The following is a 14,107-nucleotide window of genomic DNA, read 5'->3' on the forward strand; positions in this document are numbered from 1 at the left end:
CGCGGCGACGAGGCGGAGCATCCGGAATTCGGTGAGGCTCAGTCCGTGCGTGCTGACGGCCGCGGCCAGGCCCTTCTCCACACGGGCGTGCAGGGAACGGAATCGGTCCCAGCGGTCGGGATCCATGGAAGCGCTCCTTTGCCCTCGGCCGCGGGGACGCGAGCCGGTCGAACGCGCGGACGCCGGTCCGGCTCAGCCCTGCTCCGTGCTCAGGCGGGCGGTCACGGCGGTGCCGTCGGGGCCGGTGGACATCTCGACGGCGTCGGTGAGCGCCCGCACGATGAGCAGGCCCCGGCCGCTCTCGTCGTCGGGTACGGCGTCGGCGGTCGGCGTCCCGGTGAAGTCCCGGTCGAGAACCCGGATGCTGAGGTCCCGCCCGTCGAGTCGCAGCGTGAGGATCATCTCCGCGCCGCCGTGTCGAGCGGCGTTGGCGGCGAGTTCGCCGACGACCAGCGCCGCGCTGTCGACGGTGTCCGCGGACAGGCCCCATGCGCCGAGGGTCGACGTGGTGAAGTGCCGGGCGCGGGGTACGTCCGCAAGTTGCGCGGAGGAGCGCCGCGATGTCTGGAGGAGGACGCTGGTGACCATGACGGAACCTGCACTTGATGGGGAGGCGGTGCGCCGGGGTCGTGGGGAGCGGACGCTCTCGTTCGGCGCTGGTTCGGGACCCGGTGGGCGCGAACGATTCGACAGCACCAGACAACCACCGCCGCGCCGCCGCCGTCAGGGGACGATCATCCACTTGAACGACTCATCAGGTGGACGTACGTCTACCAGTGCCCGGTACGCGCCGGAGTCACGAGTCCGCCATGGTGTCCGCGTGCAGGGCGAGGAACAGGTCCACCCGCCCTTCGATGAGCAGTGGGTCGCGCCCGGTCAGGTCGCGGATCCGGGCGAGGCGCTTGCGGAGGGTGTTGACGTGGATGAACAGCGCGTCCGCGGTTGCCGCGAACTGCGCGCCGCTCTCCAGGAACGTCCGCAGTGTCGCCTCCAGTTGGGTGTTCCGGGAGGCGTCCTGTTCGCGCAGCGGCCGAAGCAGCGCGTCGGCCATCCTCCGCAGCATGGGAGGGGGCAACTGACCGAGCAGGGCGGCGTACGAGGACAACTCGGCGATCGTCGAGACGGCCGGTCCCGAGGCCTGCCGCAGCAGGATGCGGCAGGCTTCGCGGGCCTCGACCAGCGGTGCCCGCAGTTGCGCACCGGTCGCGGTGGTCCGGCTGTAACCGACCACCACTCGCGTGCCTCCTGCCGCCCTGGACAGAAGCACGGCGAAATCGGTGCACCACGCGGTCAGGGCGTCCTCGTCCCCGCCCCAGGAGAAGAGCGCGACGACGTCCTGGCTGCCGGGCGCGATCACGGCGCGCATCCCGGCCCCGGTGAACACGTTCCGGGCCACCGCGGCCATGGAGTCGAGCGATTCACCGCCGCCACCGGGCGATCCGGCGGAGGCGACGCCGCCTTCCGGTCCGGCGACCGCCGTCCCCGACTGTGCGGAGAACGCGCACACCGCGACACGCGTCCCCGGGGCGACGCCGAACGCGGCCAGGCGCTGGGTGAGCTCGCGGGAGCCGCCGATCCCGGACTGGATCATGTCGACCAGTTCTCCCGCGAACCGCGATTCGACCGCCTCCTCCGCCCGACGGCGGGCGATCTCCAGGCTGAGGAAGTGCGCACCCTGCTGCATGACCGCCTGCTCGAACTCGGTCAGGGCGGACGGCGCCCGGCGGCACACGAGCGCGGCGTCCGGTACCCCGAAGGCGCCGACCAGGAAGAGCGTCACCGCGCGGTCCCCGGTGCGCACCTCCAGCGGCGGCGGATGGCGGGTCAGCGCGGCGGTGACACCGGCGGCCTCGTCGTCGGGGAGGTGCGCCCCGGCCTCCGCGAGGCGTCGCCCGGACCGGTCGACGACCGCCATCGGCAGGTCGACCTCCTTGCGCAGGACCTGGAGGACGCCCGCGGTGCCCGCGCCGCGCGAGATGGCGTCCGCGAGGAGGTTGCCGCGGCGTACGGTCGCCTCCAGCGAGCCCTGCCGGCGCCTCGCGAACGCCGAGGCCGCCGCGTGCGAGAGCGCGGTGAACGGCACCTCCACCGCCAGTTCCAGCAGGGGAAGTTCCGCCTCCCGGCATGCGGCGACCACCTGGGCCGGGGTGGCGCGGACGGACTCGCGCAGGCCGAAGACGATTCCGGCGGCGTCGGAACGCCGGACGTTCGCCACAAACGCGGCCGCGTCGACGTGTTCCAGCCACAGGCCGTTGGTCATGACCAGCTCGCCGGGGCCCACGTACGTCGAAGGGTCCGGCAGCTCGGTGTTGTGCACCCACGCCACGTCGACGTCGAGGGCCCCGGGAGGCCCGGGCACGAGCACACGCAGTTGCAGCGCCTCGTCGGCCGCCAGCGAACGCAACGTGAACATGGTGGTGATTCAACCATCGCGGGTAGGAAAAACAGCAGTGATCCTCCACTCTTGCCGCGGGTTGCGGAGGTGGTTCCGTGAGGGCGTCAGGACCCCGAAGCCGTTGACAGTGCGGAGGAACACCGATGTCCCCCAACACAGCCCTCACCAGCAGGGAGAATGCGGCCCCGGCCGTGTTCGACCCGCACGGGGTGGACCCCATCCCGCCGGCCGGCCGCGACTCCACCGCGTGGGAGCAGTTCTGGATCTGGGCGGGCGCGAACATCGCCCCCATCAACTGGGTGCTCGGCGCCCTGGGGGTCACGCTCGGCCTGAGCCTGGTCGAGACGCTGCTGATCGTGGCCGTGGCGAACGTGCTGGGCTGCGCCGTCTTCGGCGTGTTCAACCTGATGGGCCACCGCACCGGCGTGAACCAGATGGTGCTGGGCCGGTCCGCGTTCGGCCGCCGCGGCTCGATCATCCCGGCGGTCATGCAGGGGCTGCTCGCGATGGGCTGGGTCGGCGTCAACACCTGGGTCGTGCTGGACCTGGTGGTGGCGATGCTCGGCGAGATCGGGATCCACGGAGGCACTGGCCTGAAGTACCTGGTGGCCGCGGTGATCATGGCCGTACAGCTCGGGCTGGCGCTGTTCGGCTTCTACGCCATCCGCACCTTCGAGAAGTGGACCGTCCCGGTGACGGTGGTGGTCATGGCGGTGATGACCGTCGTGGCGCTCACCCAGGTCGACATGGACTGGACCTCCTCGACGGCGACCACGCCGGGTGACAAGTTCACCGCCGCGACCCGGCTCGTCACCGCGATCGGCGTCGGCTGGGCCGTGAGCTGGCTGCCCTACTCCGGCGACTACAGCCGATTCGTCAGACCCGGCACCTCCGACCGCAAACTGGTCTGGGCCGCGGCCCTGGGCATGTACGTCCCCACCGTCTGGCTGGCCGCCCTGGGAGCCTGCCTGGCCAGCGCCGGCGAGAGCGGCGACCCCTCGGAACTGGTCATCGGCACCTTCGGCGCACTCGCCCTGCCGGTCCTGCTCCTGGTCATGCACGGTCCGATCGCCACGAACATCCTCAACCTGTACTCGTGTTCACTCGCCGCGCTCTCCGTGGGCCTGCGCACGGCACGCTGGAAGGTCACCCTTGCCTCCGGCGCGGTCGCCACACTGGTCCTGCTGGTCTTCCTGGAGTCCAACAGCTTCGCCCATGCCTTCGACAACTGGATGACGTCCATCCTGGTGTGGATCAGCCCGTGGGCCGGCGTCATGCTCGTCGACTTCTTCGTCGTCCAGCGCGGACGCCCCGACGTCGCCGCGCTGTACGAACCCGACCGGCAGGACGGACCCGGCGGGCACCTCCGGCCGGGCAGCCGCCGGGTCCACCCCACGTACAACCGCCCCGGCCTGATCAGCCTGGCCTGCGGCATCGCCGCCGCCTGGAGCTGCCAGTACGGCCTCGTCGGCGCCATGCAGGGGCCGATCGCCCGTTCACTGGGTCACATCGACCTGTCCTGGCTCGCCGGGCTCACCGTCGCGGGGGGCCTGTACTACCTCCTCACCGCCTCCGCCGCCCGCCGGGCCGCCTTGCCGGCCGCCGTGTCCACCGACACCACCGCCTACGACAGGACCCCCGATGCCGTGTGACTCCTCGCGGCGCGTTCGGTACACCGAGCCGGGGAGCAGGGCGCGGAGATGGGTGACCCGATGAGCGTCGCGACCACACCGATCCCGGCCGCCGCGCCGGTCCCGGGCTCGGCCGCGGTACCGACGTCGTCCGCCGACCGGCGCGCCGGACGCTCGATCCGCGACATCGCGGATGACCTGCGTACCGGTCGGACCACCTCCGTCGACCTGGTGGAACGCTTCCTCGACGCCGTCGCCTCGCCGGGGGGCCGCGCACTCAACGCGTTCGCGTACGTCGATGCGCACGGGGCCCGGGCGGCGGCCCGCGAGGCCGACCGCCTGCGCGCGGCGGGCCACGGCGGCGGACTCCTCCACGGCGTCCCCGTGGCGGTGAAGGACATGATCGACGTCGCCGGGATGCCGACGAGGGCCGGATCGGCGCACTTCGCCGGACGCGGACCCGCGGACGCGGACGCGGACTGCGTGGGACGGCTGCGCCGGGCGGGTGCGATCGTCGTCGGGAAGACCACGACGCACGAGTTCGCGTACGGCCCCACCGGCGACCGTTCCGCCGACGGCCCGAGCCGCAATCCGCACGCACCCGACCGGATGTCGGGCGGATCCAGCGGCGGCAGCGCGGTCGCGGTGGCGGCGGGCCTGGTCCCGTACGCCCTCGGGACGGACACGGGCGGGTCGGTACGCATCCCCGCCGCACTGTGCGGCGTCACCGGCTTCAAGCCGGCCCACGGCGCCGTCGCCACCCAAGGGGTGGTCCCCCTGGCGCCCTCCCTCGACCACGTCGGCGTGATCGCCCGCGACGCGCGGGACTGTCTCCTTGTCGCCCGGGCGCTGGGCGCGCTCCCCGGGGCGGCCGCGGGCTCGACCGGCCTGCCGTATCGGCCGCTTCGGATCGGCTGGCTCGCCCCCGCGGACCCCGTCGACCCGGCGGTCGCGGCGGCGGTCCGCGGGGCGCTGGAACGGGCTGTCGGCCCGGTGGCGGAAGTCTCCTGGCCTGCCCGGCACACGTGGTCCGACGCCATGCACGCGTTCACCGCCGTCCAGAGCCGGGAGGTCATCGCATACCACGGCGAACGCCTCGACCAGGCACCGGAGTTGTTCGACCCCGAGGTGCTGCGGCGTCTGCGGGTGGCGGCCGCGACGGCGGCGGCCGACGTCGGGGAGGGAGACCGCCTCCGCGCCGCCCTGCGCTCGGCGGCGCGGGACCTGTGCTCGCGGTTCGACGTACTGGCCTCGCCGACCGCTCCGATCACCGCCCCTCGGTGCGGCGCACGAGAGGTCATCGCGAACGGCCGTGTGGTGGACGTCCGCGAGGCGCTGCTCTCCCTGACCAGCGTGTGGAACCTGGTCGGCCTCCCGGCCTTCAGCATCCCCGCGGGATCACTCGGCGGGCTGCCCGTCGGGCTGCACCTCGTGGTCCGGCCCGGCGGCGAGCACCGCGCGGCCGAGCTGGCGGCACGTATTTCGGGGGGCGACGGGTGACGCGCGTCGCCTGACCACAGCCCGGCGGGACGATCCGCGCCGACGCCGAGACGGCAGTCACCGCGCACGCGGATGTCAAGGCGTCGGCGCGCTGATCGTCGGTCGCGGCCCACCGGGCGTCCTGGAAAACGAGGGGTACACCCCATACACAGCCCGGGCATGCGGCGTACCGTGAACCGCACAAGGCGGTCGGCCGCGCGGCTCACTGCGGAACCGCCGCGCGGGCGCGCCCGTCCAAGGGGCCGCACGGGGGCAGGGACAACGGAGGGGACGGACAAAAGGTGCGCCGGATCGCCAGCATAGGAGTGGTGGGGGTTCTTCTGTCGGCGGCGTTGACCGCCTGCGGCCAGGTCGACGGCACCGCGCGTTCGCTCAAGGACGCCGCCAGTCCGTCGCCGAGTTCGAGCGGACCGACGAAGGCGCCTCCGTCGAAGTCCACCTCGCCGTCGCCGTCCACGACCACCCGCAAGCCCACGACCCGTCCGCCGACGTCGACTTCGCCGAGCCGCGGCCCGGTCACCTCGGCCGACGTGCCGAACCTGTCGGTCGGCGAGCTGATATCCCTGGCCCGTACCGCCGCCCGCACGGTCAAGACGGTGCACGTGCGCGCCACGATCAAGCTCGACGGCACCAAGAAGATGCTGATCGACGTCTACGTCGACCGCGAGACCGAGAACTTCCGCGGCAGCGCGAGCACCGACAAGTACGTCCTCCAGATCGTGCGCAAGGGCGACGACGTCTGGTTCAAGGGCGACCAGCAGTACTGGCTGGTCGAGGGCAAGGGACAGTTCAGCCCCGCCGACGCGCAGACGCTGGCGACGAAGTGGTTCCACACCGCCGACACCGACTCGTCGGTCTCCGGCATCGTCACCGGCGTGCTCGGCGCCTCGAACCCCGAGTACGTGCTGGAGCACCTGAACTCCAGCTCGCACAAGCTGCCGCTCCAACAGTTCGAGGGCTGGACGGTCATCCCGATCAGCGCGAGCACCGGCACCGGCTACCTGAACGCCGCGCTGCCGGTCTACCCGATCCGGCTGATCACCAACGGCCCGGAGCCGGAGGCGGACAACTACGACAAGTTCAACGAGCCGGTCGACATCACCGAACCACCGGCCGCCGAGGTCGTGGACCTGCCGAAGACCTGAGTCGTGGACCGAAGGCGCCCGCACCCCCTCTATCGGCCGAGCCCCCGCGCCAGTCGGCCCAGGTCCGCCGCCCGGTCCTCCGGGCGGCGCCCCGGGCAACTGGTGCACATCGGCTGCCCGGGGGCGCGGTAGAGAAGGCAGCAGGACGTGCGGTGCACGAAGCGCGTCTGGCCGAAGTCGACGTACCGCGGCCGGGGGAGCGCTTCGCCCGCGGCCTCCGCGGCGGCCGCCATGAGCGGGGCCGCGAGTGCGGTGGCCGCCTCCGGTTCGCCGATCGTCGTCCCCGCCCGCAGCAGTACGCCCGCGACCGCGTCGACCGCGACCGCCCAGACCGCGCGCGGGCGTACCGGTGCCACCTCGGCCAAGGCCGCCACGTATGCCCCGACGCCGAGCCCGAGCGCCGCGCCGACCTCGGCCGGCGTGCCGCCCGCCACCGCCGACGAGCGGGCGCCGGACGGGAGTCCGTCGCGCCGCATGAAGAGCGTGGTGGCCTCGGGGCGCGGGTCCACGGCCCAGCGGGTGACCGCGTACGTCGCCAGGGCAGGGGTCAGCAGCACCGTGCTCGCCGAGTACCACCACAGGATCGCGGCCACGCGCGCGTCGTCGGTGCGGTACCGGCGGCCGGACTCGGCGAGGCGTGCGCCCAGCCACACCGGGTCGAGGGCGGCCGTCGCCGGGACGGCGGCCGCGCCGCCGAGATCGGGCGCGAGCTGGCCGCGGTACTCCGGGCACCAGTCGGTCAGCGCGTTCTGGACCTGTTCGGCGTCGGGGGACGGCGGCCCGGGTTCGTTCGTGGACACCGCCCGACCGTATCGTCCGCACCGGGTGGGGACCGATCGGGAATCTCCCGTCACGACACCCCGTGGGCGCCGCATAGTGTGATCAACTGACCGGATGTCACTGTGCGTTCGTGTACTTCGGTGACTTGCTGACGGAATGTGATATTCCTGATCAACTCTGACATATGCCTGTAACAGTCGGGTCGTACCCTGCGGGAATGGGCAGCGGCAGTGCTGGTGCGACACGCGCGGTCACGGTCGGCGTCGAGGAGGAATTCCACCTCGTCGGGCTCGACACCAGGCATCTTGTTCCCGGCGCGCGCGAAGTGCTGGAGCGGTTGCCGGACACGGGGTTCACCGCCGAGTTGCAGCAATCGGTGGTCGAGACCAACAGCAGTCCGCACTGCGGGCTCGCCGAGCTGCGCGAGGAACTGGTTCGCTCCCGCCGCGAACTCGCGGACGCCGCCGAGCGCTCCGGGTTCGCCGTGGTGGCCGCCGGGACCGTGCCGCTGGCCCGCATGGAGGAGATCTCGGTCACCCCCGACGTGCGCTACCTGAACATGGTGGACGCCTACCAGCGCGTCGCACACGAGCAACTCATCTGCGGCGCCCAGGTCCACGTCGGCGTCGACGACCGCGACCTGGCGGTGGCGGCGCTGCCCTGGCTGGCCCCCTGGCTGCCGGTTCTCCTTGCGGTGTCCGCGAGTTCGCCGTACTGGCTCGGCTCCGACACCGGCTACGCGTCCTGGCGCACCAGCGTGTGGCAGCGCTGGCCGACCACCGGACCGGCGGGGACCTTCGGATCGGCGGCCGAGTACGACGAGATGGTCGCGGGGCTGCTGCGCTCCGGCGTCATCAGCGACCCCGGCATGGTCTATTACGACGTCCGCCCCTCCCGGCACGTCCCGACGCTCGAACTTCGCATCACCGACGCCTGCCCCAACGTCGACGACGTGGTGCTGATCGCGGGCCTGTTCCGGGCGTTGGTGCTGCGCGGCTGCGCGTACGCCACCGAGGGCCGCGAGCCGCCGCGCATGCGCGACGAGTGGCTGCGCGCCGCGACCTGGCGCGCCGCGCGTTCCGGCCTCGAAGGCGAACTCGTCGACCCCGTGACGCTGTCCGCCGCCCCCGCGCCCGACGTCGTACGCCGCCTCCTGCACACCGCCCGCCCGCACCTGGAGGAACTCGGCGACTGGGACGGCATGGCGTCCGCCGTCGACGCCGTTCTCGCGCAAGGGAGTTCGGCCCACCGGCAGCGCACCGCGGCCCGGCGCGGCGGATCGCTCGCCGATGCCGTCGACCTCGTCGTCGCGCAGACCCGCACCAGCCCCGTGTGGCCGCTCGGCGGCACGATCCCCGCGCAGCGCACCCCCGGCCTCTTCGAGGGCTACACCGCGCCCGCCGACGAGGCGCTGGACGAACAGGGCCGCGTACGCCCCGAATACGCGGCACCCGTCGCGGCCGTCGTACGCCTCGGCGCCGCACGCCTCCGCGTCCGCGCCCGGGCCCGGGACGAACGCCAGCGCGTGGACGGCACCCTGTTCAAACCCGAGGGCGCCGACGAACCCCGGCTGTTCCCCTACGACTTGCTGCCCCGCCTCATCCCCGGCGAGGACTGGGCGCTGCTGCGCGGCGGACTCGCCCAGCGGGTGGCCGCACTTGAGGCCTTTCTGCACGACGTGCACGGCGAACGCCTCGTCGTCCGCGACCGCGTCGTCCCCTCCTGGGTCGTCGAGGACGCCCCCGGCCTGCGCGACACCGGGGCCCGGCTGCCCGCCGACACGGTCCGCATCACGCTGGCCGGCATCGACCTGGTCCGGGACGGCGCCGGGAACTGGATGGTCCTGGAGGACAACCTCAACATGCCCTCGGGCATCGCGTACGCCCTCGCCGCCCGCCGCCTGGCTGCCGACGTGCTGCCCGAACTCCGGCCCGGGGAAGGGGTCCTGGCGGTCGACCAGGTTCCGTCGCTGCTCAAGAGCGCACTCGTCGCGGCCGCCCCGCGGCGCTCCGAGCGCGACCCTGTCGTCGCGCTGCTCAGCGAAGGCCCGGACAGCCCGGCGTGGTTCGAACACCGGCTGCTCGCCGACGAGATGGGCGTACCCGTCGTGACACCGGGCGAACTGCGCCTGGTGGACCAGCGCGTGGTGGTGATGGGCGGGCGGTACGGCGCGTACCCCGTCGACGTCCTTTACCGCCGCATCGCCGAGGACCGCCTCGTGTCGGCCCTCGGCGCCGACCGCAGGCCGCTCGGCCCGGGCCTGCTCGACGCGGTGCGCGCCGGACGGGCCGCCGTCGCCAACGCCCTCGGCAACGGCGTCGCCGACGACAAGGTCCTCTACGCCTTCGTGCCGCGCCTGATCGAGTACTACCTGGGCGAGCGCCCGCTGCTGCGCTCCATCCGCACCTACGCGTGCGGCGATCCCGAAGAGTGCGCGCACGTCCTCGACCACCTCGCCGAGCTGGTGGTCAAGCCGGTGGACGGCTTCGGCGGCGACGGCATCGTCATCGGCCCGGACGCCACCGAGGAGGAACTGAAGCAGGCCCGCGCGGACATCGTGGCGGCCCCGCGCCGCTGGGTCGCGCAGGAGACCGTGCCGCTGTCCACCCACCCCACCTTCACCGGCGAGCGCTTCGAGCCGCGGGCGGTCGATCTGCGGGCGTACGTCTGCCAGTCCGGCGGCCCCGCGGTGCTCCCGGTGGCCCTCACCCGCTCTGCGCCGCGTCGCAGCCTGCTCGTGCACTCGCTGCGCGGCGGCGGAGCCAAGGACACCTGGATCATGCGGTGACCAAGCTCACAGGCCCCCCGGCACCCCGTGAGGGAACGACGTTCCCGCTGGTCAGCCCTGTTGTTCCGTAGTCACGCACGGTGCCCGGCATATGGGACCGACCTGCGGGGGACCAGTACACGTGTCCTATGGTTCGGGGCATTCCGACCGGAATCCCCGGGCGACCGGGCAAGGAGGGTAGGTAGCTCGTGATCCGCAAGTTGCTGGTGGCCAACCGCGGTGAGATCGCCGTTCGGGCGCTGCGTGCCGCAACCGAGCTGGACATCACCACGGTGGCCGTCTACGCGTACGAGGACCGTCACTCGCTGCACCGTCAAAAAGCCGACGAGAGCTACGAGATCGGGGAGCGCGGCCACCCGCTGCGTGCCTACCTGGACGTGGACACCATCGTCGGGGCAGCGCTCGCGTGCGGCGCCGACGCGATCTACCCCGGCTACGGGTTCCTGTCCGAGAACCCCCTCCTTGCCGAGGCGTGCGAGGCCAACGGCATCCAGTTCGTCGGCCCGAACGCCGGCGTCCTCTCCCTCGCCGGCAACAAGGTCCGCGCGCTGGAGGCCGCCAAGAGCGCCGGGCTGCCGACGCTGCGCACCGCCGACCCGCAGGACGACATCGACGCCCTGCTCGCCGCCGCCGACGAGATCGGCTTCCCGATCTTCGTCAAGGCCGCGGCCGGCGGCGGCGGTCGCGGCCTGCGCCGCGTGGACCGCCGCGAGGACCTGCGCTCGGCCGTCGAGACCGCGATGCGCGAGGCGCAGACCGCGTTCGGCGACCCGACGGTCTTCCTGGAGGAGGCCGTCGTACGCCCGCGCCACATCGAGGTGCAGGTGCTCGCCGACGCCGACGGCAGCGTCGTCCACCTCTTCGAGCGCGACTGCTCGGTGCAGCGCCGCCACCAGAAGGTCGTCGAGATCGCCCCGGCGCCGCACCTCGACCCGGACATCCGGGCGCGCATGTGCGCGGACGCGGTGCGCTTCGCCGAGACGATCGGCTATCGCAACGCGGGCACCGTCGAGTTCCTGCTCGACGAGCGCGGCCGCTACGTCTTCATCGAGATGAACCCCCGCATCCAGGTCGAGCACACCGTCACCGAGGAGGTGACCGGGGTCGACCTCGTGCAGGCGCAGCTCCGCATCGCCTCCGGGGCGACGCACGCCGACCTCGGGCTCTCCCAGGACACGATCCGGGTGCAGGGCGCGGCGCTCCAGTGCCGCATCACCACCGAGGACCCCGCGCACGAGTTCCGGCCCGACACCGGGACCGTGTCCGCGTACCGCTCGCCGGGCGGCGCGGGCGTGCGGCTGGACGGCGGCACGTTCACCGGTGCCGAGGTGCTGCCGTACTTCGACTCGATGCTGGTCAAGCTGACCTGCCGGGGCCGGACGTTCGGCGACGCGGTGGCCCGGGCGCGCCGCGCGGTCGCCGAGTTCCGCATCCGCGGCGTCGCCACCAACATCCCGTTCCTCCAGGCGGTCCTGGACGACGCGGAGTTCCGCGACGGGCGCGTCACCACGTCCTTCATCGACGACCGCCCCGACATGGTGCGGGCCCGCGCGGGCGCCGACCGCGGCACGCGGCTGCTCGCGTACCTGGCCGACGTCACCGTGAACCGCCCGCACGGCCCCGCCCCGGCGCTCGCGGTGCCGCGCAGCAAGCTGCCGCGCCTCCCGGAGGGCGACGCCCCCGCGGGCGGCCGCCAGAAGCTCCTGGAGCTGGGCGCCGCCGGGTTCGCCCGGGCGCTGCGCGCGCAGACGGCGCTCGCGGTCACCGACACGACCTTCCGCGACGCGCACCAGTCGCTGCTCGCCACCCGGGTACGGACGTTCGACCTGGCCGCCGCGGCCCCGCACATCGCGCGGCTGACCCCGGAGCTGCTGAGCGTCGAGGCGTGGGGCGGGGCGACGTACGACGTGGCGCTGCGCTTCCTGACCGAGGACCCGTGGGAGCGGCTGGGCACGCTGCGCGAGGCGATGCCGAACCTGAACCTCCAGATGCTGCTGCGCGGCCGCAACACGGTCGGGTACACGCCGTACCCGGACAAGGTGTGCGTGAAGTTCGTCGAGGAGGCCGCGGCCACCGGCATCGACGTCTTCCGCATCTTCGACGCGCTCAACGACATCGAGGCCATGCGGCCCGCGATCGAGGCGACGCTCGGCACGCACGCGGTCGCAGAGGGCACCCTGTGTTACACGGGCGACCTGGCGGACCCGGGCGAGACCCTCTACACCCTCGACTACTACCTGCGGCTCGCCGAGCAACTCGTCGAGGCGGGCGTGCACGTGCTGTGCGTCAAGGACATGGCGGGCCTGCTGCGCGCCCCGGCCGCGCGCACGCTGGTGACGGCGCTGCGCGAGCGGTTCGAGCTGCCGGTCCACCTGCACACGCACGACACCGCGGGCGGGCAGTTGGCGACGTACCTCGCCGCGATCGAGGCGGGCGTCGACGCGATCGACGGCGCGTCGGCCGCGCTCGCGGGCACCACCAGCCAGCCGCCGCTGTCCGCGATCGTGGCGGCCACCGACCACACCGACCGCGCCACGGGGCTCTCCCTCGACGCGCTGTGCGACCTGGAGCCCTACTGGGCCGCGGTGCGCGAGGTGTACGCGCCGTTCGAGTCGGGCCTGCCCGCGCCGACCGGCCGCGTCTACCGCCACGAGATCCCGGGCGGGCAGCTCTCCAACCTGCGGCAGCAGGCGATCGCGCTGGGCCTCGGGCACAAGTTCGAGGAGATCGAGGACGCTTACGCCGCCTCGAACCGCATCCTCGGCAACATCGTCAAGGTCACCCCGTCCTCCAAGGTCGTCGGCGACCTCGCGCTGCACCTCAGCGCGGTCGGCGCGGACCCGGCGAAGTTCGAGGAGGACCCCGCGGCGTTCGACATCCCGGACAGCGTCATCGGGTTCCTCCAGGGCGAGCTGGGCACGCCGCCCGGCGGCTGGCCGGAGCCGTTCCGCACCCGGGCGCTCGCGGGCCGCAGCACGACGGCGTCGCGGACCGTCGCGCTCACCGCGGAGCAGGAGGCCGCACTGGACGGGGACGACCTCCGCGGCACCCTGAACCGCCTGCTGTTCCCCGGCCCGGCGCGGGACTTCGAGGAGGCGCGGCGGCTGTACGGCGACGTCTCGGTGGTCCCGACCCCGGCGTTCCTGCACGGTCTCAAGCCGGGGGAGGAGCTGACCGTCGAGCTGTCGCCCGGCGTCGCGCTCTACCTCGCGGTGGAGGCCATCGGCGAGGCGGACGAGCGCGGCTTCCGGACCGTCTACTGCCGCATGAACGGGCAGCCCCGCGTGCTTTCGGTGCGCGACCGCTCGGTCAAGCCGGCTCGCCCGGAGAGTGAGCGGGCCAACCCGGAGAACCCGGCGCACGTCGCCGCGCCGTTCAGCGGGGTCGTCACGCTCCAGGTGGCGGTCGGCGACGCGGTCGAGGTGGGCCAGACGGTCGCGACGATCGAGGCGATGAAGATGGAGGCGTCCATCACGGCCTCGGCCTCCGGCACGGTCGAGCGGCTGGCGATCGACACGGTGGCGTCGGTCGAGGCGGGCGACCTGCTGGTGGTCGTGGGCTGAGGCGGGCTGGTCGGCGGCAGCCGATCAATCCCTCTCGCTCGTGTCGGGCACGTTCCCGTGCTCTTCCGGGCCGCACCGTGCCCTTCCGGGCCGCACCGTGCCCTTCCGGGCCGCCCCCGTGCCCCGCATGGGGGCGGCGGGCCGATTTCCGGGCGGTTCGCCGGGCAGCGACGTGATCCGCCGATCGGTTCGCGCCACGCCGAACCAGAGCAAACCAACAGGTTGACCTATATGTGAGATAAATCGCCGCGCGGCGACGTTTGTCCGGCGGGAGCCCTCGGCTCCTCCGGGCGAACGCCGCCGCG

At 73.0% G+C, this 14,107-nt stretch carries 8 protein-coding genes; 5 read left to right on the forward strand and 3 right to left on the reverse strand.

Translation table 11 applies throughout. The features are described from left to right. Positions 1-192: 192 nt before the first annotated feature. Both ACRX5S_RS29640 and ACRX5S_RS29645 read right to left on the reverse strand, forming a co-directional pair. Complete coding sequence (locus ACRX5S_RS29640) at positions 193-588, reverse strand: ATP-binding protein (protein WP_436776220.1); 396 nt, start codon at positions 586-588, stop codon at positions 193-195. Positions 589-796: 208 nt separating this feature from the next. Next, complete coding sequence (locus tag ACRX5S_RS29645) at positions 797-2,413, reverse strand: PucR family transcriptional regulator (protein WP_436776221.1); 1,617 nt, start codon at positions 2,411-2,413, stop codon at positions 797-799. A gap of 125 nt (positions 2,414-2,538) precedes the next feature. Between ACRX5S_RS29645 and ACRX5S_RS29650 the strand changes: the two genes are divergently transcribed. The 3 genes from ACRX5S_RS29650 (at position 2,539) to ACRX5S_RS29660 (ending at position 6,671) form a co-directional block, all read left to right on the forward strand. Then, complete coding sequence (locus ACRX5S_RS29650; protein ID WP_436776222.1) at positions 2,539-4,047, forward strand: cytosine permease; 1,509 nt, start codon at positions 2,539-2,541, stop codon at positions 4,045-4,047. A 60-nt stretch (positions 4,048-4,107) separates the two neighbouring features. Further along, positions 4,108-5,526, forward strand: a complete 1,419-nt coding sequence (locus ACRX5S_RS29655; RefSeq protein WP_436776223.1) for an amidase — start codon at positions 4,108-4,110, stop codon at positions 5,524-5,526. Positions 5,527-5,834: 308 nt separating this feature from the next. Then, complete coding sequence (locus ACRX5S_RS29660) at positions 5,835-6,671, forward strand: hypothetical protein (protein ID WP_436776224.1); 837 nt, start codon at positions 5,835-5,837, stop codon at positions 6,669-6,671. Between the two features lie 29 nt (positions 6,672-6,700). On the opposite strand, the gene ACRX5S_RS29665 is transcribed toward ACRX5S_RS29660, so the two are convergent. Further along, positions 6,701-7,471 carry a (2Fe-2S)-binding protein gene (locus ACRX5S_RS29665; protein WP_436776225.1) on the reverse strand — a complete coding sequence of 257 codons (771 nt, stop codon included), beginning with the start codon at positions 7,469-7,471 and terminating at the stop codon, positions 6,701-6,703. A gap of 197 nt (positions 7,472-7,668) precedes the next feature. On the opposite strand from ACRX5S_RS29665, the gene ACRX5S_RS29670 reads away from it, so the two are divergent. Together ACRX5S_RS29670 and ACRX5S_RS29675 are read left to right on the forward strand one after the other, a co-directional pair. After that, on the forward strand, positions 7,669-10,239 hold the full coding sequence (locus tag ACRX5S_RS29670; protein ID WP_436776226.1) for a glutamate--cysteine ligase: 2,571 nt from the start codon (positions 7,669-7,671) through the stop codon (positions 10,237-10,239). 188 nt (positions 10,240-10,427) lie between these two features. After that, a complete protein-coding gene (locus tag ACRX5S_RS29675; RefSeq protein ID WP_436776227.1) occupies positions 10,428-13,802 on the forward strand; it encodes a pyruvate carboxylase in 3,375 nt (1,124 codons plus the stop codon). The last annotated feature ends 305 nt before the right edge of the window (positions 13,803-14,107 follow it).

This window comes from Yinghuangia sp. YIM S09857 (assembly GCF_051388915.1).
Lineage (GTDB): Bacteria > Actinomycetota > Actinomycetes > Streptomycetales > Streptomycetaceae > Yinghuangia.